The organism is Pseudonocardia sp. WMMC193 (assembly GCF_021728735.1).
In the GTDB taxonomy this organism is placed as follows: domain Bacteria; phylum Actinomycetota; class Actinomycetes; order Mycobacteriales; family Pseudonocardiaceae; genus Pseudonocardia; species Pseudonocardia oroxyli.
Genome location: NZ_JAKKDO010000002.1, coordinates 117,263 through 138,703, shown reverse-complemented (window position 1 = coordinate 138,703; position 21,441 = coordinate 117,263). Strand labels below are relative to the sequence as shown.

Annotated in this window: 20 protein-coding genes; 4 read left to right on the top strand and 16 right to left on the bottom strand. The window is 70.6% G+C overall.

Annotation, left to right across the window (positions count from 1 at the left end):
- Positions 1–509: 509 nt before the first annotated feature.
- The 5 genes from L3X23_RS01235 to L3X23_RS01215 are packed head-to-tail and all read right to left on the bottom strand — an operon-like array spanning position 510 to position 4,888.
- Positions 510–1,361, bottom strand: coding sequence for a hypothetical protein (locus L3X23_RS01235; protein WP_237190074.1), 852 nt, complete (start codon positions 1,359–1,361; stop codon positions 510–512).
- Positions 1,361–2,992, bottom strand: coding sequence for a type IV secretory system conjugative DNA transfer family protein (locus L3X23_RS01230; RefSeq protein ID WP_237190073.1), 1,632 nt, complete (start codon positions 2,990–2,992; stop codon positions 1,361–1,363). Before L3X23_RS01230 ends, L3X23_RS01235 begins: the two co-directional genes overlap by 1 nt.
- Positions 2,993–3,024: 32 nt before the next feature.
- On the bottom strand, positions 3,025–4,269 hold the full coding sequence (locus tag L3X23_RS01225; RefSeq protein WP_237190072.1) for a hypothetical protein: 1,245 nt from the start codon (positions 4,267–4,269) through the stop codon (positions 3,025–3,027).
- Entirely contained in the window at positions 4,266–4,589 is a 324-nt protein-coding gene (locus tag L3X23_RS01220) for a hypothetical protein (RefSeq protein WP_237190071.1), read from the bottom strand. The genes L3X23_RS01225 and L3X23_RS01220 overlap by 4 nt, the downstream gene beginning before the upstream one ends.
- Positions 4,589–4,888 (bottom strand): hypothetical protein, encoded by a 300-nt coding sequence (locus tag L3X23_RS01215; RefSeq protein WP_237190070.1) that lies wholly within the window; start codon positions 4,886–4,888, stop codon positions 4,589–4,591. Before L3X23_RS01215 ends, L3X23_RS01220 begins: the two co-directional genes overlap by 1 nt.
- Positions 4,889–5,166: 278 nt before the next feature.
- Between L3X23_RS01215 and L3X23_RS01210 the strand changes: the two genes are divergently transcribed.
- The 4 genes from L3X23_RS01210 (at position 5,167) to L3X23_RS01195 (ending at position 7,308) form a co-directional block, all read left to right on the top strand.
- Positions 5,167–5,469, top strand: coding sequence for a hypothetical protein (locus tag L3X23_RS01210; RefSeq protein ID WP_237190069.1), 303 nt, complete (start codon positions 5,167–5,169; stop codon positions 5,467–5,469).
- Positions 5,466–6,038, top strand: coding sequence for a DUF6879 family protein (locus L3X23_RS01205; RefSeq protein ID WP_237190068.1), 573 nt, complete (start codon positions 5,466–5,468; stop codon positions 6,036–6,038). Before L3X23_RS01210 ends, L3X23_RS01205 begins: the two co-directional genes overlap by 4 nt.
- Positions 6,039–6,060: 22 nt before the next feature.
- On the top strand, positions 6,061–6,921 hold the full coding sequence (locus L3X23_RS01200; protein WP_237190067.1) for a helix-turn-helix transcriptional regulator: 861 nt from the start codon (positions 6,061–6,063) through the stop codon (positions 6,919–6,921).
- Positions 6,922–7,071: 150 nt separating this feature from the next.
- A complete protein-coding gene (locus L3X23_RS01195) occupies positions 7,072–7,308 on the top strand; it encodes a hypothetical protein (protein WP_237190066.1) in 237 nt (78 codons plus the stop codon).
- 1,550 nt (positions 7,309–8,858) lie between these two features.
- Here L3X23_RS01195 and L3X23_RS01190 read toward each other — a convergent pair.
- From L3X23_RS01190 to L3X23_RS01145, 11 genes are all read right to left on the bottom strand, one after another.
- Positions 8,859–9,770 carry a ParB N-terminal domain-containing protein gene (locus L3X23_RS01190; protein ID WP_237190065.1) on the bottom strand — a complete coding sequence of 304 codons (912 nt, stop codon included), beginning with the start codon at positions 9,768–9,770 and terminating at the stop codon, positions 8,859–8,861.
- Complete coding sequence (locus tag L3X23_RS01185; protein ID WP_237190064.1) at positions 9,770–10,519, bottom strand: ParA family protein; 750 nt, start codon at positions 10,517–10,519, stop codon at positions 9,770–9,772. Before L3X23_RS01185 ends, L3X23_RS01190 begins: the two co-directional genes overlap by 1 nt.
- 306 nt (positions 10,520–10,825) lie before the next feature.
- A complete protein-coding gene (locus L3X23_RS36535) occupies positions 10,826–11,449 on the bottom strand; it encodes a DnaJ domain-containing protein (RefSeq protein ID WP_374204804.1) in 624 nt (207 codons plus the stop codon).
- A gap of 66 nt (positions 11,450–11,515) precedes the next feature.
- Positions 11,516–13,390, bottom strand: coding sequence for a type IV secretory system conjugative DNA transfer family protein (locus L3X23_RS01180; RefSeq protein WP_237190063.1), 1,875 nt, complete (start codon positions 13,388–13,390; stop codon positions 11,516–11,518).
- Positions 13,387–14,550 (bottom strand): C40 family peptidase, encoded by a 1,164-nt coding sequence (locus L3X23_RS01175; protein WP_237190062.1) that lies wholly within the window; start codon positions 14,548–14,550, stop codon positions 13,387–13,389. The genes L3X23_RS01180 and L3X23_RS01175 overlap by 4 nt, the downstream gene beginning before the upstream one ends.
- Before the next feature lie 13 nt (positions 14,551–14,563).
- Entirely contained in the window at positions 14,564–16,120 is a 1,557-nt protein-coding gene (locus L3X23_RS01170; protein WP_237190061.1) for an ATP-binding protein, read from the bottom strand.
- On the bottom strand, positions 16,120–17,643 hold the full coding sequence (locus tag L3X23_RS01165) for an SCO6880 family protein (RefSeq protein ID WP_237190060.1): 1,524 nt from the start codon (positions 17,641–17,643) through the stop codon (positions 16,120–16,122). Before L3X23_RS01165 ends, L3X23_RS01170 begins: the two co-directional genes overlap by 1 nt.
- The gene (locus L3X23_RS01160; protein WP_237190059.1) at positions 17,640–19,175 is read right to left on the bottom strand and encodes a hypothetical protein; all 1,536 of its coding nucleotides are present in this window, start codon (positions 19,173–19,175) and stop codon (positions 17,640–17,642) included. Before L3X23_RS01160 ends, L3X23_RS01165 begins: the two co-directional genes overlap by 4 nt.
- 55 nt (positions 19,176–19,230) lie before the next feature.
- Entirely contained in the window at positions 19,231–20,097 is an 867-nt protein-coding gene (locus tag L3X23_RS01155) for a hypothetical protein (protein ID WP_237190058.1), read from the bottom strand.
- A 20-nt stretch (positions 20,098–20,117) separates the two neighbouring features.
- Complete coding sequence (locus tag L3X23_RS01150; protein ID WP_237190057.1) at positions 20,118–20,453, bottom strand: hypothetical protein; 336 nt, start codon at positions 20,451–20,453, stop codon at positions 20,118–20,120.
- A complete protein-coding gene (locus L3X23_RS01145) occupies positions 20,453–21,427 on the bottom strand; it encodes a hypothetical protein (protein ID WP_237190056.1) in 975 nt (324 codons plus the stop codon). Before L3X23_RS01145 ends, L3X23_RS01150 begins: the two co-directional genes overlap by 1 nt.
- Positions 21,428–21,441 lie beyond the last annotated feature (14 nt).

The following is a 21,441-nucleotide window of genomic DNA, read 5'->3' as shown; positions in this document are numbered from 1 at the left end:
ATCGAAGGGGAACTCGCCCAACACGGCGGAGAGGGCCCTCTGCCGCCGTCGACCACCCCGCTCTGCCACGGCAGGTCCCACTGCGACACGATCGGCTGGCGTTCCACACCGGCTAGCACACTGCCGTTCTCCACCGGGTACAGCCGTCTCATGTGGATAGCCTTCGTGGTACCCGGCGCCATCCTGATCGGCTGCATCCTGCTCGAGCGCTACGAGCACTGGCTGCTTCAGATCGGATTCGGACACCCCGACCGGGCTCCCCGTGACGAGAGGCTCGGCCGGCAGGTGGTCGGGCGCCCGGTCGGCGCGTCACAGCGCCCGTCCGGATGACTCGGTCCGTGCTCGGTTGGCGACGCAACCAGCAGCGGGCGACCCCGGTAGGTGGGCGACGTCGTCGACCTTCCCGCGAGCCGAGTCGGTCACCGGGGATCACCGCCGGCCACACGGGTGCACTCCGTGGGGTGGGGAGAGCTACGCCCCGAACTCCCAGGCAGGCATCCGGCTCTGTGTCAGCCGTCTTCGCGCTGATGACGCCATGCGAGGTCCTGCTGGAACGCGTGGTCGTAGTTGGCCTGCCAGTGCTGGGCCATCGCTAGCTGACGGCCGGGCGACATCGGCACCCGGCCGCCGGGACTCGGCGGGAGGCGCGGGACCTGTCGGTCGGCCTCGGCGACGAGGTGGAACCCGGGGCCGCAGAGGTTGCGGTCGATGACGGTGCGCAGGCGCTCGACGACCCCGGGACGCCAGCGTTGGTGCCACTCCCCTGCCACGCTGGGCGGGGAGGAACGCAGGTACGCCTGGACGTGGGCGCTGCGTAGCCAGGACAGCTCGACGAGGGCGGGGCGGTGCAGCGGCCAGCAGTCGGGGAGCTCGTCGCGGGTGATCTCGTACCAGGGCACGAGGACCTCGGCGATCCAGCGGCCCAGGACCGGCCACTGCTGCTCTGCCTGCTCGGCGGTGAGTGCGGGCCAGTCGACGGGCGAATTGCGTTCGCGGCGCAGCTCGGCGAGGACCTCTTCGAGCTGCGCCTGCTGGCGGTCGAACTCGGCCTCGGTGAACTGGCGCAGGGCGGCGAGGCCGGGGGCGAGGTCCTCGGAGACGGCCGCGGCGAGCTGCTGGTGATGCTCGGTGTACTCCGCCACGCGCCCAGGCAGGTCTCGCAGACGGTCGAGTGTTCCGCTGAGGTCGGTCAGCCGGTCCCGCATCCGCCGGACCTCGAGCAGCGCCGCGGCCGCGGCCGCACTCGGGGTCGGGTTGAGCGGGCCACCGTCGGGGGCGGAACGGCCACCGGCTGCGGTGTCGGGCTCCGGTTCGGAGCCGTCGCGCTGCGAGTCGTGCCCGGGCGGGGTGGAGTCGTTCATCAGGCAGCATCCTCCACCGCTTCCGGCACCGAGGTGAGTGCCGGGCCCGGCGTCGTCTGTATGGAGCCCAGGCCGGCGTGGGCGAGAACCTGGTCGAGCGGGGTCTGGCGGCCGCCGCGCCAGCCGGGGCGGAAGCGGATGATCGCCGGCTTAGGACCGAGGCCGAGGACGTAGGCGTGCCAACGGGGCAGCGCGTGGATGGTCGGGCCGTTGATCACCGGTTCCAGCGCGGTGCTGGTGTTCGACGAGCGGCTGGTGCGGCCGTCGCCGGAGTCGCTGCGACCCCGGCTGGTCTGGGTGATGGTGCGGGTGCCGGCGAGGAACGCGAGATGCTCGAGGTCTGTCCGCGATACCACGCCGGGCAGGACGATCTTGGTGGGCAGGTTCGCGAAGATGGTCTTCGCGCGGCTGGCTCCCCACCGGGTCTCCAGCTGGGCGAGGTCCTGGACCACGGCCCAGACCTCGATCCCCCAGCCGCGCGAGTCCGCGGCCCAGTTGTCGAGCGGCACGGGGGTGATGTTGGCGATCTCGTCGAGGAACAGCCCCAGCGGGGGGTCGAGGTGCCCGCCGGGGCGAGCGGCGGCGACCTGCTTGGCCGTGGCGAACACGGCCTCGGTGAAGGCGGTCAAGAGCGGCGCGAGCCGCTGGTCGGAGTCGCCGGCGACGACGTAGACGGTGCCGTTGTCGCGGAGGAACCCGGCGATGTCGAAGCTCTCGTCAGGGCCGGGGCGACAGCAGGCGGCGACGGTCGGGTTGTCCATGAACGCCACGGCCGGGCCGAGGGCGGCGAAGTAGCCGGAGCGGGTGTTGGGGGCGGCGGAGAGGTTCTGCTGCAGCGTGCCCAGCCAACCCGCGGGCACGTGCGGCCCCCACTGCGCCAGCGTGCTCGCGGGGGTGGTGTCGTCGGGATGCAGGGCCCAGGACATGACGGCGCTCATCGTCTGCCCGGTCAGAGCCGCGGTGAGCAGGTAGCAGCGCAGGATCTCCGAGGCCTTGGCCGCCCAGAAGTCGGCGTTCTGGGTGCCGGTGGCGCCCCCGCCCCCACGCACGAGCGCCCGCGCCCGGGCGTCGGCGACGGCCGGATCCCGGCACCCGGCGACCGGGTCCCAACGCAGGGTCGAGGCCACCCCGCCGAGCCCGGTCGGATTGAACACGTGCACCGGGCCGGCGAGCGCGCGGGTGGCGGCGGTGAGATCGGCGAGCTCGGTCTTCGTGCTGGTGACGTACGCGGGTCCAGGGAAGTGGCGGATCGGGTCGACGAGAAGCGAGCTCTTCCCCGCTCCCTGCGGGCCGACGACCAACACTCCCCGGCGATGCGGGGTATAGACCCGGCGCCCGAACAGCAGGGCCGTCCCGGACACCAGCCGCCCCACGCTGGTGCCCCCGCGGGCTCCGCGGCGTCCGGCGGCGGTCCGGTACTGGTGCAGGTCGAGGAAACCGTCGACACCGATCCGGCGTCGAAGCCGCAGAGTCGGGTGGCGGCGCAGACCCCAGATACCGGTCAGGGCGATCACCAGCAGCAAAAGGACCACCATGACGGTCCAGGGCTGGATGAACGCCCACGCCGCAGTCGCCAGTAGTGCGGCGGCCACGCCGTCCCGGCGGGTCCACCGCCGGGATCCGGAGGGCACGGCTGTGGCGGGTGGAGTCTTCACACGATCCATCAGCCGGCCTTCCCGAGCATCGGAGCAGCCTCACCGCTGGAGACGGCGTGCTCAGACCGGGTGTGCAGGTTCAGCAGCTCCAGCGCGTCATGCGCCTCCTGCGCACGGCGCTTCTCGCAGGTGAAGTAACGGGCGATGGCCGAGACGCTGGGCAGCCCGGTGCTCTCCCAGTCCGGCAGCTCCCCGGCGGAGCGCGCGGCCTGGATCTTCTTGACCAGCGTCATCACGTTGAAGGCGTCCGAGGACAGCCGGGTACCTCCGTTGTCGAGGACGTCGACGTGGGCGTCGGCGAGCAGCTGCGCGAAGTAGGCGCTGGTCGTGGCCTGTAGCCACACCAGCACCAGTACGAGCACAGGCGGACCCGCATGCGCCAGCAGGGTGGTCACCGACCGCCACTCCCCCACGACAGGTAGGACCGGAGTGGTGTTGATCGCGATGGAGGAGAACAGCAGCACCCCCTCGAGCCACGCGATCCTGCGGCGCGCGGTTGCCGCCGGGAAGGAGCGGCCCCACAGCGCAGCACGGGCACGGAGCCCCATCAGCACCAGCAGCGGCACGGCGAACAAGCCCTCGACCAGGTAGGCCAGCGGCGAACCGTCGGGCCCGACCAGGGCGTCGTGCACACCGACGGAGGTCCAGACCAGGCTGGCGATCGTGGCGAGGAACAGCGCGGCACCGATCTGGCGGGCTGTGCGCTGTTGGGAGGCCAGCTTCGATACCGGGTCGAGGAGCCGAGCGCGGCGGGCGAGCGCCCGGCGCTGCCACAACCGGTCGGCCAGGTCGAGCCGCGCGATCTCCTGATCACCACGGCGCTCGCGAGCGGAGAACCGCACCGCCGCAGTGGCTGCCGCGACCTGCTGGCGGCGCTGCATCCCACGGATCCGGAGCGCCGCCCAGCGCTCCTGTCCAGCTTCCACCGGCGAGAGCACATGGAGCCAGGCAGGGTCCCGCTGGAGCGCTGCCTTCCCACGCAGCAGCGTCAGGCGGCGCTCCAGCTTGTCGAGCTTCTCCCGCTCCGCATCCTGGAGCGGCGGCAGCGGCGCCGCGGGCGGAGCGGTCGTCGGCGCCGCCGCGCCGTCATTGAGCTCGAGGGTGGTGTCGACCGGGGCGAGTGTCGGACGATCGGCCGCAGAGTCGTCGAAGGACCGGGCCGGAGATGTCCGGTCGCCGAGCCAAGCCTGAAGCGGACCGGTGGGCATCTGAGACATGGCTGCTCTCCTCGGTGGAATGCGGCCGGCGTTCATGCCGTGGTCACGGAGGTCTGCAGGGCACAGCGGGCGACCCCGACGCATTCGCGCAGGACGCCGGCGATTCCACGGCGAGCAGCACGCGAGCAGTCCTGTATCTGCGGGAGCTCGGGCTGCAGGCGAGCGGCGGCGCAGCCTGCGCAGATCGCTCGGGCGGACTCCCCGAGCGCGGCGGGAAAGATCGTCTCCCCGCACAGTGCGCGGTACCGGCCCAGTGACGTGCCTGCGAGCAGATCCTCCTCCGCGATCTCGTGCGAGACACGAGCCTCGGCGTCGGCGACGGCCGTGGTCAGGATGCGCGGCGTACGACCGGCCATCACGCAGCCTCCGCCACGCTCGCCGAGCTCGGCTCGCGTTGGGGCGCGGTGGCGTCTTCAGCCGCGAGTTGACTGTTGGCCGCGGCGAGCCGTCCACGGACCCGCAGCTCGCGTGCAATCAACCGGGCTGCCAGCCCGGCGGCGATGAGAGCTATCGCGCCGATTGCCACGACTGCAGCCACTGTGGGGAAGAGCTGGCACAACGTGGCGCCGACGGCCAGTAGACATCCACTGGCCACCGCCGGCGTCCAGCCGCACTCGGTGAACGGCGCCCGCCGAGGGCGCGAGAACATGGACACGGATCGTTCCTCCTGGTCATGACGGTTGGGTGTCGCGATCCACCGCTCCGGCAGGTGGTGAGACACCTGCCGGAGCACCCGAATTCAAGATCGAGCTCCGTCAGACTGGCGGAATATTCCGGAATTTGCAAGCCGTGGTAGCGTTACCCGCAGCTCCCAGGACCGACGTTGGCAGTAGATCGGAACGTCGGAGCCTTGTAGAGCCTTCCGACACGCCGACCCCCGGCGGTAGCGTGGATGCCGGGATCTGGGAATATTCGGCAAGTTCGGGAGGCAGCATGGAGTTCCGAGTGGTTGCGGAGACGGTCGACTGCGAGGGCGGGAACTGCCCGACGACCTACATCCGGAAGGAGGGCACCGTGGTGGTGCAGGGCTATCGCACGGCTATCGCTGGACGCCTCCGCGTGTCCGTCGACGTGCTGCAGCGACACGCCCGCGCCGAAGGCGACGACACCTGGGCTGGCCCGGCCACACCCGACGGCCCCGGGTGGGTCCTGGTCGACGGGCGTGAAACCGAGCTACCGGGCATCTCCCTGCCGCGGAACGAAGGCCTGATCGAGATCGAGCTGGCGCGCGCATGACGACTCTGGCCCAGATGTACGGGACGTTCCGACACACGGCGTGGCGCTACGAAGGTCGCGACACCTACGCAGTGACCGGCGAAGAGGAACGCCTCGCCACGTTCCTGCGCGGTGGGGTCCTGCCGCGCAAGACCCGCGAGAACAACGGGTGGATCGCGACCGTGGAGGACATCCGGGCTCGGCAGGCCCGGATCGGGCGCGTTCGCGTCGTCGGTCATCCCCTCACCGACTACACCCGCTTCGAGTTCGCCGCCTACCCCGACAACGTCCGTGCGGGCGAAGACGTGGCGGTGATCGAGCGAGCGCTGCTCGCGCCGGAGTGGGATCGGGTACCGGACTTCTGGCTGTTCGACGACGAGACGGTCTTCGTCCAGCTCTTCGACGCCGAGGGCGCCTTCCTCGGTGCGGAACAAGTCGAGGACGTCGCGCCGTTCGTCGAGATCCGCCGGCTGCTCCAAGACCGGGCGACCCCACTCTCCCAGTACGACCTCGACGACATCCCCCGTCAGCGGGTCGACTCCCCCATCGGCCCACCCCCCGGGCTGCAGATCCCTGCGATTCAAAGCTGACCGACCTCGACTGGAGACCTGATTGAGCGGCCTGCTCGTCCGCGAGAAGCTCGGCGCCGGACTACGCGGTGTCCGAAAGGCAGCCGGGCTGACCGGCGCCGAGCTGGCCGCCGCGCTCGACATCTCGCAGACCTCCGTAAGCCGCCTGGAGGCCGGTAAGCGCAGCGCCGACAGTGAGCTCATCGAGCGTTGGCTCACCGCCACCGAGGCCCCGAGCGACGTCGCCGCCGAGCTCCGCCGGCTCGCCGGCCAGAACTCCGAACTGTCGACCTGGCGCGACCTGCACTCCCGCGGCTGGAAGGCCCATCAACGCGACTACGCCGATCTCGAACGCAGCGCCCGCCAGGTGCTCACCTTCCAGAACGCGCTGATCCCCGGTCTGCTACAGACCGCGGCCTACACCAGCTACCTCCTGGAAACGGTCGTCGGCCTCGACAGAGACGCGCTGGGGGACGCAGTGCGAACTCGCATAGAGCGGCAGAGACTGCTGTATCAGCGGGACACGCACCTCCGGGTCATCGTCACGGAAGCCGTTCTGCGACAACGATTGGGCAGCTCCGCGATCATGGCCGAGCAGCTACGGCGGCTGGCGGACCTATCCCGGCTGCCCACTGTCGAGCTGGGCGTGATCCCCCTCGACACCGACATGCCCAGCCGCTTCGGCGTCAGCTTCGATCTCTTCGAGAGACTCGACGGCGTCGATGACGAGTCCATCGTGGTCATCGAGCTCGAGGCCGCCGAGGTCCGCGAAGGCGAGGTTGATCGTGTACGCGCCTACCGTCATCGCCATGAGATCTATTGGGCTGCAACGGTTAAAGAGTCTCAGGCGACGGAGCTCGTCGAACTCCTTGCCCGTGAGCACGAGGGCCGCATCTTCGAGTAGCGGACGCGCGACTCCCCCTGGTGTGCAACGCCTACGCCCGTCGCGGGAGCGGTTCGGGATCACCCACTCGGGTTGGTTCGTATCAGAAACTGCTTGCGCGGACCGGCGTGTCGCGTGACCTGTATCAGAAACTGGGCGATGATCGCGCGCATGGCTAAACGGGAAGCACGAGGCGGCAGGCCCTCCAAGGGCCCCCGCGACCTCATGGTGACCCGACTTTCGCTCACGGATGGGAAGCGGGTGCGGGACCTGGCGGACTCGCTCGAGTGGACCTATTCGGACACACTCGCCTACCTCGTGCAGATCGCTTTCAGCCACCCTGAGGCGCTGCCGACCCCGTTGCCTCCTCCTGTTCAGGAGGAGCTGCCGCTGACGAAGGCCTCCTAACGCAGAACGAGGCGACCTCCTGCCAAGAGGTCGCCTCGTCTAGCTAACCGCCGACCGGGACGCGACTCCCGTTCGACGCGACACCCGGCCGAGGCCGGGCCAAACCCCCGCTTGCCAGCAAAGGGGCGCTTTCGCGTGTCCAAGATACCTCTTGGGCAGCATCGTGCGCGAGCCCGACACGATGCTGTTCAATCCCACGAAGCCACGGGATGGTGCTTGCCCTGCCATGAGCAGGGCGCTTTCACCCTCGTTTCCGCTGGTGATGATGACCGCTGCCTTCTGCATCGCACCTCTCCGACCGCTGAGGTCGACCCGTGCACGTTCGGGCGAGTCCAGCCGGATCGGCCGTTCGGGTCACGCGTTCCACGTGGACGTGCGGCCCGGGCACACCCATCCTCTCAGCCGTCTACGACCCGGCCGGGCACCCGCCCTCAAGCGTCAGCTCGCGCAGCGTCGCGCGCCCGAGCCCGCGGCCGTGTCCGCGCGCGTGCCAGGGTCGACAAGGGTGGCTTCACACCGCACCCCGGGTGGCGCAACTTCATCGAGTCCGGCTGGCACGTCGTCACGTCCCAGCCCTCCGCACTCGCCCGGGTCGCCGAGCTCGTCGACGCCGAGGACTGGCGCAGCGACAAACGACGCAGCTGGAGTCAGATCCTGCGCAGGCTGGTCCTCCACATGGACTGGGACAGCGGCCTGGTCACCGGCCTGACCGCGGAACACCTGGGAGCTGCCGGAGCACGAGCATCGCGAACCGTCAGCAGGGTGCTCGCCTGGGCCCGGGACGTGGGCCTCTTGGTCGTGGTCGAGCCTGGAGCTTCCAAGGAGTTCCTGGGCAGCCAGACCAACCGTGCACCCAGCTACGCCTTCGTGAGCGATCGCCCTCTCCCCCAGCCCTTAGGCAACGCCTCGGACCCTGTCCTGTCGCCTGTGGATGAAACTGGCGACCTCCCCATGTCTTACGTGAGTAGTAACCCCTTGCGCGGCGGCAGACGGCTAGAAAGACCAACCGCACCCCCCTGGCCTGCGTTCCGTATCCCCGAGTCACCAAAACAACGGACAGCAGCTTCGCTGCTGCTACTACAAAGGACAGGCCTAGACCGCCGGGGGGGATCCCAGGTCCCTTCGTGGCGTGCCCGGGCGCTGCTCAAGCAGTGGTGGGACGAGGGATTCTCGGTGATCGGGCTGTTGTACGCGATCGACCACCACCCAGACCGTCCCGACATCTCACGAGGGGACGCACTCCGTGGCGCGAGTGATCCGCTCCGTGTCATCGGGTACCGGCTGCGCCCATGGCAGGGGCGGGTTCGAGACTTGCCCGCAGCCGTCGCTGGCCGCCGCGGCGACTATCTCGCCGCTCGCATCGATCACCAAAGCCCCTCCCCCACTCCCTCAACGTCGGTCTCAGGGAGCGACCAGATCCGCCAGGCGGCTCGTGCTGCTGTCGAGAGGCACCTGGCCGCTCTCCGGACTCGTCGACAGGATAAGCCGTCTCACGCCTGATTCACCGCGGTTGGTCCCGGCGCGCAGATGGTGGGCCGGGACCAACTCCGCTACGTGGGACTCCCGGCCTCGTCGTCGCGCAGAAGCGCCGTCGCCAACTCACGGCGGTCGTCCGCGGAGAGCTCAGAGCGCAGCGCGGCAGCGATCTTCTCCGGTGTGCCTCCGAGCTTGGCCACCGCGGCGGCGGTTCGCGACCGTCGAGGCACCGTAGACGCCCTCTTCTCCCCATCTCCGTCCAGCAGGGCCTGATCGGCCTGGTCACGACGTGCGGCGGTCGCCTGCCATCGGGACAGCGCTGCGAGCTGCGCGGGAGTATCCACGTTGTGAAGCTGACGGACCATCCGCAGCGGGATGCGGGCGTCACGAACCGCAGTCTGCAGCTCGTCGCAGAGCTTCAACAGATTGGTCCGTTGGGTGATCCACGTCGTGGTCCGGTCCAGCTGTTCCGCCGCTGCTTGGCGCGACCCGGCCTCCTTGACCAGCATGGCCACGGCGTGAGCTTCCTCGATCGCGTCGTAATTCTCGCGGTCGATGTTCTCCGCCGCCCCAGCCGAGACGAAGCTCGCGCGGCTTGACGCGACCGCATCCAATACATGGACGTTGATCGAGTCGCGTCCCAGCAGCTTCAGGGCGGCGCGGCGGCGCGCGCCCGAGACCTGCACGAAACGGCAGGTCCCGATGGCTTCCGAGTGCTCGGGGAAGATCGCGGTGAAGGCCTTGCTGGTGACGACGGTGCACGGCTCGAGCTGCCCGTTACGGGCGATGGAGTCGGCGAGACTTCCAACCGAGGCGGGATCGCGCAGATGCGAGACCCGAGCGTTCACCGGGTTGGGTGCGACATCACCGAGCGAGGCCACACGCTCGGACGGCGGAGGCGTCACCGCCAGCCCAGCGGGAACGCGCGAGAACTGTTGCGTGTCCGCGGTGGCGAGGTCGGCGAGACTGACCCTCTTCCCCGCCATCAGATCGCCTCGGTCGAGTCGAGCGAGGCGTAAGCCGACGGGACGGGCATGCTTCCCCCGTAACCCAACTCGAGGGCCAGCCGGAAGAAGTCCTCCCGCGCCTCCATCGAGACCCGGTTCTTCGGGTACTGCGTGACCACACGCCCTTCAGCCGCCGCACGAGTGTGCACCTTGTAGCGACGCACCACCGTGGAACACATAGGCCAGCCTCGGGCCTGGATGAACTCGACCGTTTGATCGAGGTCGATCCGCCCGTCGCGTGGGTCCCAATTGTTCACCACCACCCGGTATGGCAGCCCGCGCGGCTCGATCACCTGCTTGATCGTGGTGTCCGTAGGGATGAAAGCCAGCGGCTCCGGCGGCATCGGCACGATGACGTCGTCACACACCGCCAGCGCGGCCGCCAGGATGTGCTCGTTCTCCAAGCTGCCCGGTGTATCGACGAACACGTGCTCGTAGCTCAGCCCGCGCAGCGCTTGCAGCTGCTCCGGCTGGTCGACCTCGGTGAAGTCGAACGGAAGCCCTCCGTTTCGCTGGACACGGTCAGACCACCACGGGGACGAGGCCTGCGGGTCGGTCGAGGCGACAAGGACCGGACTGTCCGGATCTCCGACCGCTTCAGCGGCCTGCCTCAGTATCGGCTCCGGACGAGCGAGGACGTCGTAGGCGACCGCGGCGAGGTTCATCGCCAGCGTCGTCTTGCCCGCTCCGCCCTTCTGGTTGGCGACGACATGGATTCGGGTAGGCATCAGCCACTACCTCCGTGTACTTCCCGGCGAGCGCCGGTACTTCGGGGTCGTGGGCAGTCTATGGGTGCTCCACCCCCGGACGTTCGCGGCGCGCGGGTCTTCGTCGGGGTAACCGCGGTTACCCCTCCCCCGTGGTCACGGGGCTTGCCGCCACGCTTCACGGCGACCGCGCGCCGAACCGGTTCCCGCCCACATCTCCGTCCGTCCGCGGTCGGTTCTCAGGGGGTAACCGCGGTTACCCCCTGAGGGAGGGCGAGGCCTTCAGGGGCATCAGGCGCAGAGCTCCGGATGTCGGGGTAACCGCGGTTACTCCGACACTCCGGGGCGCCTCTCCCGGCGCTGCCGTCTCGTCCGTGCTGCCGCGAGCACGCGAACGGCCAGCAGCGTCAGGGGGAGGCCGATGACGATGGCGAGGGCGACTCCGCGGACTGGAGCGACTGCGGCACTGGGGACGCTCTCGCGCACAAGGGCTGAGACGAATGCGCACGTCATCAGCCAGCCGACGAGCGTCACGGCGACGCCGTAAAGCGTGCGGGGGAGGGGTAGAGCCTGCGCGCATCTGACCAGTGCTTCCCACGTTCGCGTGAGATACGCGGAAGGACGAATGAGGGGCGCCTCCGCGGCTCGTCTCGAATCTCCGCTCGGATCTCGCCTTCCGCGACAGGGTCCGGTTTGCGGCGGCGGGGGAGGAGCTTGGGACGTGCTCGGCCGTGGCGGCCGTGTGGGCGACGGTCGCACGTCGCGGTCCGAGGTGGCGTCTCGTTCAGTCGTTAGGATCGAGTGGGCTTCGACTACGAGTCGGAACAGTGCGGCGTTGCGCCCGAGGTCTGGGCGCAACTCCTTCGCGAGCCTACGGTAGGCCGCGCGCACTTCAGCATGACTCGCGGCTGCACTGACACCGAGGAGCTCGCGGGCCTCGTCAGGGGTCACCTGGCCTCTCCTCCTGCTGTCCTGGTCCTCGCCGGTAGATCGTCACACGTGTCAGGGTCGGGTCGGTCACCTCGGGAGTCGAGCCGAAGGCTGATCTGGGCGGTGTGGAGCGTCGAGCCCGTAGCCCAGCTGGGAGACGGCAGGCGTGGCGTCGCGAACCGAGGCCTGGTCTGCGCGCAGCTGTGGCCAGTCCCGCCGTTGGCTGACGTCGATGGTCTTGGCGAGGATCGGCCGCAAGGCTCTGTGGATGATGAGGGTCTTGTTCGGTTGGAGGGTGCGGATGGCGCCCGGGCGATAGGTGGGTTCGGTCTCGGTGCCGATCGAGCCGCGGCCGGCGGACAGGATCCCGTCGGAATGGGTCTGGTGGCGGATCCGTTCGTGGTGGCCGCTGAGCGTGGAGGCCCACTCGAGGGCGTCGGTGTCCTTGAGTCCACCCCAGAGGCTGAGGGTGGTGGTGTTGTCGAGGAGTTGGCGGGCGCGGGGTGTGCCGAACGCGTCGTCTAGCTGGGCGCGGGACTGGGCGGCCCAGTGGATCACGACTCCCTGACCTGCGGAGTCGGAGACGATGTCGGGCAGGTTCGGTACCGGTGTGGCGTTGGTGAGCTCGTCGAGCACCGCCGTGGCCGGCGGTTCGAGGCGTCGGGTGGGATAGGACTTGGCCATCTCGGTGGCCGTGGTGAGCCACTCCTCGGCGAGGGCGGTGAGTAGCGGGACTGCTGCTGCGGCGTGCTGACGGCCGGCGATGAGGAACAGGCTGCCCTGGTTGCCGATGAAGCTGCGGGCGTCGAACCCCTCTCCGGGTCCGGGAGAGCACAGGTCGCGCAGGGCCGGGCTCATGAGCGGCTCGATGACCCGGCGCACCGACATCCACACGGCGTCGGAGGTGCGATCGACCATGCCCATCTCGGCGGAGAGGTTGGCGGCGACGTCGGGGCTGTAGTGCTCGAGGAGTGCGACGGGCTCGCGGTCGAGGGGCTTGGCGGTCGACCAGCGGATGAGGGAGCTGACGCCACGGCTGTGGAGTGCGGCGGCATGGAGGTAGGCGGTGAGCACGACCTTGGCGCGCTCCCTGAAGACCCTGTCGTTGCCGGCGCCACCGCCCCCTCCGGTCTCGACGGCGACCGCGGAGGCCTCGACCATGGTGTGGGCCCGTCGTTCGGCGGTCGCGTAGTCCTGGCAGCCTTGGATCGGCGACCAGCGCAGTTGCGCGGGCCAGGTGGTGGTGCCGGTGGCGTCGAAGACCAGGACGGGGCCGGCGAGGAAGCGGCGGGTGCGGGCGAGACCGGCGAACTCGAGGAGATCGGGCTTGGTCGTGGAGCACAGCAGGGCGCCCGGAGCGCCGATCGCCTTGTGGACGAGGTCGCGCCGGCTCTTGCCGGTCTGGGTCGGAGCGAGCGTGCCGGTGGGGCTGGTCAAGGGGCTGCACATCGCGCCGATGACGCCGCGGTGTAGTGGGGCCGCGACCTCCTCCAATGGTGCCCGTTTGCACTCCAGCGTGGACAGACTCGGGCGGGTCCACCGTGCGGTGCGCCGGGCCGCGGCGAGGGAGAGGTCGCGTCGGATCTCTCGTCGACTGGCGTGCCCCGGGCCGGTCGGGCCCCAGCGCCGCCACCCGAGAATCCCGGCAGCGATCGCCACAGCCAGCCCTAGCAGACCGAGGAACGCCGCGAACGTCCAGTAGGTCGACGGTTGGCCGGCGAGAGTGTCGGCCCACGGCGGGCCGACGGCGGACCCGGGATCAGCGGGATGACCCAGCACGGCAAACACCAAAGGCCACCAGGCGCCGACGTCGGGCCAGGCCAGCGGTGCGCCGAGGAACCCAGCGGCGAGGACCACTGCGGCCGCGAGCAGCCCCGAGGCCCCGACGAGGAGGACGAGACCGGCGAAGCCCACCGCGGCCATGGCGAGGTCTCGGTCGGCGGTGGGGGAGGAGCGCCTCATGCCGGGGCCTCCTGGGCGAGGACGTCGGTGGCGGTGGGTTCGCCGGTGGAGCCTGCGATGTGGCGGACCGCGACGATCTGGTCGGCCCATTTCGCGACCGGCTGGAGGATGACTCCGCTGGAGTCGTCGTAGGCGTTCACGATGATCCCTTGCCCGGCATACATGCCGACGTGTCGTGGGTTGCTGGGGGAGCCCAGCGACCCCGGGATGAAGATCAAGTCACCAGGGGAGAGCTGGGCCAAATCGGCGGGAGAGCCGGCGAACTTCTGGTTGACCGTGCCCGCGGGGATCGGGACCCCGGCGGCCGCCCACGCTGCGGTCATCAGCCCGGAGCAGTCGAAAGCGTTGGGACCCTTGGCTCCCCACACGTATGGCTTGCCGAGCTGGGCGAGGGCGTAGGACACCGCGGCGCGCTGCTGCGGGTCGGCGGGGAGTACGAACCCGGGTGGGAGCTTCCCGGGATCGACCAGTGCGGGACCGCCGGGCGGGAGCCCGCCGGCGCCCTGGTCCGGGCACAGAGTGGTCGCCAGGGCCGCGAGGTCGATCTGTCCTCCACCCGGCCCGGCCGGTGGGGCGTCGGGTGCGGCGGGTACCGGGTTGTCCGGGCCCTGCCAGAACTGGTCGACCAGCGCGGCGGCTGCGGCCTCCTCGGGTGCGTAGCGCTCGGGGAACCCGGAGATCTGTACGGCTTGGGCTGCTTGGCCGGGAGGCAGGGTCGGCCAGCCGGGGACGGCGAGCAGGCGGTCGTAGAACGTCGCGGTGGCGTAGGCGGGGTTGAGGATCTGCTCGGTGCTGCCCCAGCCCTGCGAAGGGCGTTGCTGGAACAGTCCGAGGGAGTCCCGGTCGCCGTAGCCGACGTTCTCCAGCCGGGACTCGACGATCACCGTCGACAGGGCGATGACCGCGGCGCGCTTGGGCAGCTGCCGCTCGACGGCGATCCCCACGATGGTCTGGGCGTTGGTCATCTGCTCGGCCGACCACACCCGCGGGCCCACCTGCGCGGTCCCGCCGCCGGGGCCGCCATCCCCGCCGCAACCGCCCCCGAGCACGCCCCCGCCGAACGAGGCCAGCAGCGACATCCCGATCAGCAGCACCGTCGCAGTGATCACGGCTAGGGCCGCGACCACGAGCGCACCGAGTTTCGCCGACGTGGAGTTCACTGACCGACCCGGATCAGCCGGTCGAGGAGCCCAGCGCCGCCGGGGCGGCGGCACGGAGCTGGGCGTTGGTGTCGAAGATCCGCATCTCGGTGCTGGAGAGCACGGTCTGGACCTTGTAGCCGGGGCTGTTCTCGATCTTCCACAGCGCGCGGCCCTGGCGTTCCATCGCCCAGCCGCCCGCGACGTCCTGCTCGCGTTCGGTCAGCGCGAGCTCGCTGGCGAGCTCGTCGGCGACCCGGGTGGACTGGCCCAGCAGGATCCGGGTCGAGCACAGGGCGAGCAGGTCCTTGGCGATCGCGACCTCCTGGCTGCCCGCGGCCCCGACCGAGAGCAGGTCGGAGGGCTTGTGCATGACCAGGAGCTGGATCTTCCGTTCGGCGCGCGACAGGCGCAGGTCGGAGTCGACGGCGTGGACCGCGCGCAGCCCAAGGCGCATCTGGCGCCACACCTCGTCGCGGACGACGATGCGGATGTCGCCGTCGTCTTGCAGATCGGTGATCATCGAGGACCAGGAGCCCAGACAGGTGAGGGCGACGGCGATGGCCTGGTCGCCGCGGCTGCGCAGCAGGGACAGGTCCATCGACTGGATCGGGGCGTCCCAGTCGAGCTCGAAGTTGGTGGGCTCGTCGAACAGCCCGGCCAGTGGCCCGGAGACCAGGTTGGACAGCGCGTCGGTGATGAGTCGGGTGTGGTCGAGGAAGTCGCGGCGGCTCGCGAAGCGGGCGTCGGCCCAGAGGTCGTCGTCGGGGTCGGCCAGCACGCGGGCGACGTCGGGGATGGTGACCGGGCGTAGCCGGGTGTAGCCGTCGCTGACGCCGACCAGGCGGCGCAGCACGGTGGCCAGCACGAGCTCGTCGGTGACGGTGGGGGAGTAGCCCTGGGTCTCGGCGAGGGCGGCGAGCAGCTTGGTCCAGCGCCCCAGCACGCCGGCGAGTTCCTCGCGTTGGCGTTCGACCGGCCATGTGCTCCAGCGCGCGGCGAGAGGGCCGAGGTCGAGGGCGTTGAGCCGGGCGCTGGAGCCGCGCCCCAGAGCGATCGGGGTGATCCCGAGCGCGCGCAGCAGCGGGGTGTACTCGCCCTTGACGTCGCCGGAGATCAGGGTCTTGATCCCGAACAGCATCATCCGCAGGCAGAACGCCACCACGGTGCTGGACTTGCCGCGGCCGGGCTCGCCGAAGATCACCATGTTCGGGTTGGTGGCCAGCCCGCGCAGCAGCCATTCGATGGGGTGGCAGTAGAACGCCCCACCGGATAAGGCGTCGTATCCCATCCGGGCCCCGATGGCCGGGACGCCGTTGGCCGCCAAGAGTGGGAAGAGACCGCCGATCTCGGAAGTGGTGACCTGGTAGACCGGCATCCGGGTCGCGGCGTCGACCGGGGCCCAGCCGCGGCCGGGCTCGGCGGGCCCGCGCGGGGGCGCCGCAGGGCGGTTGATCCGCCGGTCGCGTTCCTCCGCCGCAGCCGCCGGATCGACCGTCGGCCCGGACAGGTTCGGTGCGCCGCCGAAGGAGTCGAGGAGCTCGAACGCGGTCCGGACATCGCCACGGCTGGGGCGTCGGTTGCGTGCCATCAGCTCAGGGCTCCCTTCAGCCGGGGCAGGCCGAGGCCTACCGGGACGGCGGCACTGACGAACGCGGAATCCTGTGCCAGCTCCAGACGGAGCAGATGGAAGCGGCCCGAGGCGTCGTTCTCCAGCCGGGCGGCGTGGTCCTCGAGGTTCCAGTCCGCCGGGACGGTCACCGACGCCGCGGCGCTGACCCGGACCATCGCGTGACCGGAGGCCACCGCAGACTCCTGGGCGCGGGCGCCACCGGCGCGTCGGGCGTCGACGGCGGTGGTGGTGAAACCCTTGGACGACTTGTAGTCGGTCATGACGTTATTGCGGAACCGCCCGCGCTGGACCGCGCGCTGCGCCGACTTGTGCGACAAGACCTGGTAGTGCAGGGCCAAGGTGCGGCGCTCGCCGGCGGTGCGGACCGCGAGCAGCGGTCCGAGGCTGCCGAACACGGTGCCCGCCTCGGGCATCATCACTGCATACGACACCGAGCTGAACCCGTCGTGGTGATAGGCCCGCGCGGCCGGGGTCGGGGCCAGCGTCGGGCCGGCGGCAGCCATCGGGAGCCCGTCCTCCCCAACCGGATCGGGGTGAGCCAGGTGCGCGGCGGTGAGTCCCGCGGCCGCGGCCGGGTTGTAGCCGGTGCGGATCGCCTCGGCCAGCTGGGCGGAGGTCAGCCAGGTGATCGTGCGAACACCGAGGGCTTTGAGCTGGTCCTCGATGCCGTCCAGGACCCGGTAGAGCACGTACGCGCGGCCCTTCGTGCCGCCGCCCGCCGCCTTCGCCGGCTTGGCCAGCACCGTCTCCGAGCCGGAGATCGTCACGAACAGCTCGGTCCGGACACTGACCGACCCGATCGTGCGGTCGAGCTCGTCGGTCGCCAGCCTGGCCAGATGGGGAGCCGCCGAGGACTCGTGGGCTGCGCGCCAGACATCGTACTCGGTCCCGTCGTCGGGGACGGTGCGCACGTACAGCGACATGCGGTCGACGACGTCGCGGTGGCCCAGAGCGATGAGCAGGGTGCCGAGGCGGGCAGCGAGACGCTCGCAGTCCGCGTCGGACAACATCCCGACCCCGTTGTGGGTCAGCCGCGCGGTCGCACCCCAACGTCCCTGCCCGGTGTCGTGGATCAGACAGATCCGGCCCTGCCGGTGTGGCGGGCCGTCGGGAAACCGCAGGCGAGCCAGCACTCCGGGGAGATCGGGTTCCTGCGCGGGGCCGGGATCTCCGGCTGCAGCGCGCGACTGCCAGAGCGACCAGCGCATGAGAACCCCCAGTTGGAACAGCAGAAGATCGGCCAGCCACCGCATCGCGGAGCGGCCCCGGATCGGGACGACGACGAGCGCGGCGAGGGTGCCGTCGAGCAGCAGCCACACGAACGCCGAAGACCACCGTCCGGCCGACATCGCCAGTAGCACCGGAGCGGCCAGCGCCAGGCAGGCGAGGGCCTGCCACGGGGTCAGGCCGAGGATCCAGCCCGCGCGCTCTTTGGAGTTCAGCCCGCGATACACCCGCGGACCCTCGACCGTCTGGCTCACGGGATCACCGCCTCACTCGCTCCGCCCGCTGAACCCGCGCTCGGGCCGCCGCGGTTACTGCCCTGTGTGGGTTGCTCCGGCGGGGGCGTCTCGGCGTGACCGCCCCCGCCGGGCGCGCCCCCGGCGCCGATCTCAGGCGCCGGCTCGATCGCAGGCGGTCCTCCGGAGTCGCCGGCCGCTGAGGAGCCGCTCGCCGCACCGCCCTCGAGCGGTGCCGCCTCGGGTGCGCCCGGCACCGCGCCCGACGGCCCACCCCCGACATCGCGGCCATCGGACCCACCGCTCGAACCTCCAGACTGGCCGGACGACCCCCCTGACCCCGCCCCACTCGACTGCGACGAACCATCTCCACCACCACCGCTGCGGCCGCCGACTCCCGCACCCATCCCTGTGGCGTCCATCTGGCTGTTGGCGAAGTTGGAGGCTCCGTGGGCAGCACCCGAGACCGCTGCGCCCACGGCCCCGACGGCTCCAGCCGCACCGAGGGCCGCGCCCCCGGCGGCTCCGCCAGCGGCGGCCCCACCCCCGGCGCCCCCGGATGCGGCGTCGAAGCGGGCGGTGTTGGCCTGCTCGGCCGAACCTCCGCCGCCGGAGCCGCCGCCGCCCGGGCCGGACGAGGAGCCCTGACTCGACAGCGAACGAAGTGCCATTCCGGCCTGGGTGCCGGGCTCGACGAAAGACAGCAGCCGGTAGACGGTCATCGGGCAGAACACTGCAATCAGCAGGACCCCGGTGCCGACGAGAAGCCCGCCGACTCCGGTGGGCGCGGACATGAGGTTGACCCCGACGACGAGAACCAGCGCGAGCGCGGGCTTCATGATGATCGCGGCCAGGGCCCAGCGGACGTTGCGCCAGAACATCGCCGAGGTCGTCTGGGTCATCAACCCGGCCGCGGTGATCGGGATCGTGGCGAGCAGGATCCAGATGACGCCTTGCCGGAAGATCATCTGTAGAGCGAAGCCGAGGCCGGCCGGGATCACGCCGAACAGCGCGACGATGAACAACACCAGGGAACGGACGGTCTCGTCGGTGTTCGCGGCGGCCGCGCCCAGGTCGGGGTTGTCGGTGAAGACCTCCGCCATCTTCCCGGTGGTGAACATCGTCTGAAAGTTGTCGGAGGCGAGGCCCTGCTGCAGCAGCATGCTGGTCAGGCCCTCCGCCCCACCGAGTAGCGCGGCAAGAATGCCGGCGGTCATCGCGATCGCGATGCCGTAGGCGACCGGCCCGGACACCGCCCGCCAGAACCCGGCCCCGCCGCGGGCCACGGTGGTCGTGAGCTGCCAGAGGAACAGCCCGAATGCCACGGCGGCGGAGATCCAGAGCAGCGTCGGCCAGATCCCGGCGAGCGGAGTGCCCGCGGCGAGGCGTCCGTCGGCGTCGACGAGGTCGGAACCGTCGCCGAAACCGAGGAGGGAGTCCATCAGCTCGAAGGCACCCCGCAGCACCCATAGCGCGGCGCTCCACATCGCCTTGGCGATCTTGTCCATGGCGGAGGTGACGAATCCAGCCGCCGCATCTCCGAGGAGGTTCACGGACGGCTCCTTTCCTTCTGCACGGGCGGTGGGGGGAGTGGTGACATGACGTGGATCAGCTGAGAGGGCGGAACCCGGCGGCCAAGGCTTCGGCGGTGCCGGGCCACAGGTCCGGCGACGGGGCGGCGGCCGGGCCGGGGGCGATGTGCCAGTCCGGCGCCTCGGCGGGGGAGGGGGCGAAGTAGCGCAGGGCCTGGCAGTCTCCGATCCCGCCGGAGGTGAGCTGGCCGTTGCGTTGAACTGTCATCTCGCCCAGCACACAGACCACGGTGTAGCGGCCACCGTCGGTGGTGCCCTTCACCAGCGCGGAGGTGGGTGTGTAGGTGATCTGCAGGCCGGGCTCGGCCCCGGACCGTGGCAGTCCGGCGCGGGCGCGGAAGGTCTGCAGCTGCTCGACCATCCGGCTACTCGAAGCCGGGGGCGTTCCGGGGGCGATGAGGGAGTCGTAGGCGGCGGTGTAGGTGGCCGGGTCCCCGCCGGCGAGTCCCGCGGTGAGTAGTGCAGCCTGCTGGGCGATCGCGCCCTCGACGGTGGCGGGGAAGCCGGTGGGTACGTAGCGCCCTTCGGTGGTCCCGGGCTGCGGCAGGGCAATCGTCGAACCGGCGGTCTCGGCGGCGAGCGGGTGCGGGGCTGAAGCGGACTCTGGGAACGCCGGCATCGGGCGGGTGGCCAGCTCGTACTGTCCGGTGGTGTCCCAACCCGGCTCGGCCACCTGGGGAGCCGGGACGGTTATGGGGTCTGGGGCCGGTGCTCCGCCGAGTCCGAGCACCAGCCAGACCAGGCCGACGACGAGCAGCACCGCGACCACGCCGCCGCCGACGAGAACGATGAGCGCCCGACGGCGGGCCACCGCGGCATCAGGCCGCGGAGTGTCGGCCTGCTGCGTCCGATTTCCGGGGGTGTTGGGCCAGTACATGTTCATCGACTCGGTCTTGGTCCGACTCAGCCCGCGGCGAAGGTGGTCAGTACGGAGTAGCCGATCGCGTAGAGGAACGCGGCTCCGACGCTGGCGAACATGGTGATGGCTCCCATCCGCCCGAAGCGGTGATGATCGGCGATCCGGCCCCCGGCGAAGAGCGCGACGCCTGCGAAGAAGCCGGCCACGATGGCCGCGCCCGCACCCCACTTGATGTAGCCCAGGACGTTCTCGATGTTCTGTGCTCCGGGCGGGGCCTGCGGGTTCGGATTCCCGGGAAGAGCGAGCACCGCGCCGAAAGGGTCCTCGAGGCCCGGGGCAACGGTGGTGAGCGCGGTGGTGATCGCGGCGAATGCGGACATCAGCGGCGTGCCTTTCGTGAGCGCGAGCGATCCGACTCTGGGAACAGCCCCAGGCCGGTGAGCAGTGGAGTGACGGCGTCGAGGACCCTGTCCGGGAGGAGCTCGTCGGTGATGCCGCCGATCTCCAGGCTCTGCTCGAGCGGAACGAACACGGCGTCGTCGAGCAGCCCATCCAGGCGTCGTCCGGCGGCTCCGGCGACCCCGGCCGGCCACTTCTTCGCCCCCACCACGGCGAGCTGTGCCGGAGGGACGGCGATCCCGGAGCTCACCCAGGAATCGAGGCGGGCCAGGACCTGCTCGGCGTGCCGCAGCGAGGGGCGGGTCGCGCGCACCACCAAGACCGGGCGCGGCGCGGGTGCCCCGTTGCGGAGCCAACCCCCCGCCCCGAGCAGGGGATTCGCGGTCGTCCGCCAGCCGTCGTGGCCTATGTCGACCACCGTCACATGCAGCGGGTCGACCCGGGGTAGCCACTCCGGCGGCGGCGGCACCAGACCCGGACTGATCGCGGGGAGATCCGTCTCCACCCGGGCGAGTAGGGCCTGGTCCCGCCAGGAGAAGCGGATCGCTGTGTGCGCGGAGATCTGACTGGTCCAGGGGCCCTCGGCCGAGGCTGCGCCGGCGAGCCCGGAGCGGGCGGGATCGGCGGCGTCGACGATCAGCACACAGCGGGCTGCCAGCTGCAGTGCGTCGGCCAAGGCCGCAGCGACGCACGATGCACCCGCGCCAGGTGACCCGGCGAGGACTGGGACGACGGTGCCGAACGGAGCCCAGTCGATCGGCTGGTGGGCACTCGCCGGTAGTTGCAGGGAGGCAGCTGCGCCAAGCTCTCGGCCGGCCTCCCGCACGGCCGCGAGGACCTCGTCCCCGCGCCCGGCGGCCACCATCCCGGCGCTGACGTCGACGATCTGCTCGACGTCCAGATCGTCGACCTCGCGTTCGGCTCCGGCGAGCAACTCGGCCGCGATCGGGTGCAACAGGCCATCGACCG

Coding starts and splice junctions, on each gene's coding strand:
- L3X23_RS01220 (WP_237190071.1), bottom strand. CDS start 4,589: ATGGCCGGTCGTACGCCGCGCATCCTGACCACGGCCGTCGCCGACGCC.
- L3X23_RS01185 (WP_237190064.1), bottom strand. CDS start 10,519: ATGCCTACCCGAATCCATGTCGTCGCCAACCAGAAGGGCGGAGCGGGC.
- L3X23_RS01155 (WP_237190058.1), bottom strand. CDS start 20,097: ATGAACATGTACTGGCCCAACACCCCCGGAAATCGGACGCAGCAGGCC.
- L3X23_RS01170 (WP_237190061.1), bottom strand. CDS start 16,120: ATGGCACGCAACCGACGCCCCAGCCGTGGCGATGTCCGGACCGCGTTC.
- L3X23_RS01190 (WP_237190065.1), bottom strand. CDS start 9,770: ATGGCGGGGAAGAGGGTCAGTCTCGCCGACCTCGCCACCGCGGACACG.
- L3X23_RS01225 (WP_237190072.1), bottom strand. CDS start 4,269: ATGAACGCCGGCCGCATTCCACCGAGGAGAGCAGCCATGTCTCAGATG.
- L3X23_RS01195 (WP_237190066.1), top strand. CDS start 7,072: ATGGCTAAACGGGAAGCACGAGGCGGCAGGCCCTCCAAGGGCCCCCGC.
- L3X23_RS01180 (WP_237190063.1), bottom strand. CDS start 13,390: ATGAGGCGCTCCTCCCCCACCGCCGACCGAGACCTCGCCATGGCCGCG.
- L3X23_RS01210 (WP_237190069.1), top strand. CDS start 5,167: ATGGAGTTCCGAGTGGTTGCGGAGACGGTCGACTGCGAGGGCGGGAAC.
- L3X23_RS01205 (WP_237190068.1), top strand. CDS start 5,466: ATGACGACTCTGGCCCAGATGTACGGGACGTTCCGACACACGGCGTGG.
- L3X23_RS01235 (WP_237190074.1), bottom strand. CDS start 1,361: ATGAACGACTCCACCCCGCCCGGGCACGACTCGCAGCGCGACGGCTCC.
- L3X23_RS01150 (WP_237190057.1), bottom strand. CDS start 20,453: ATGTCCGCATTCGCCGCGATCACCACCGCGCTCACCACCGTTGCCCCG.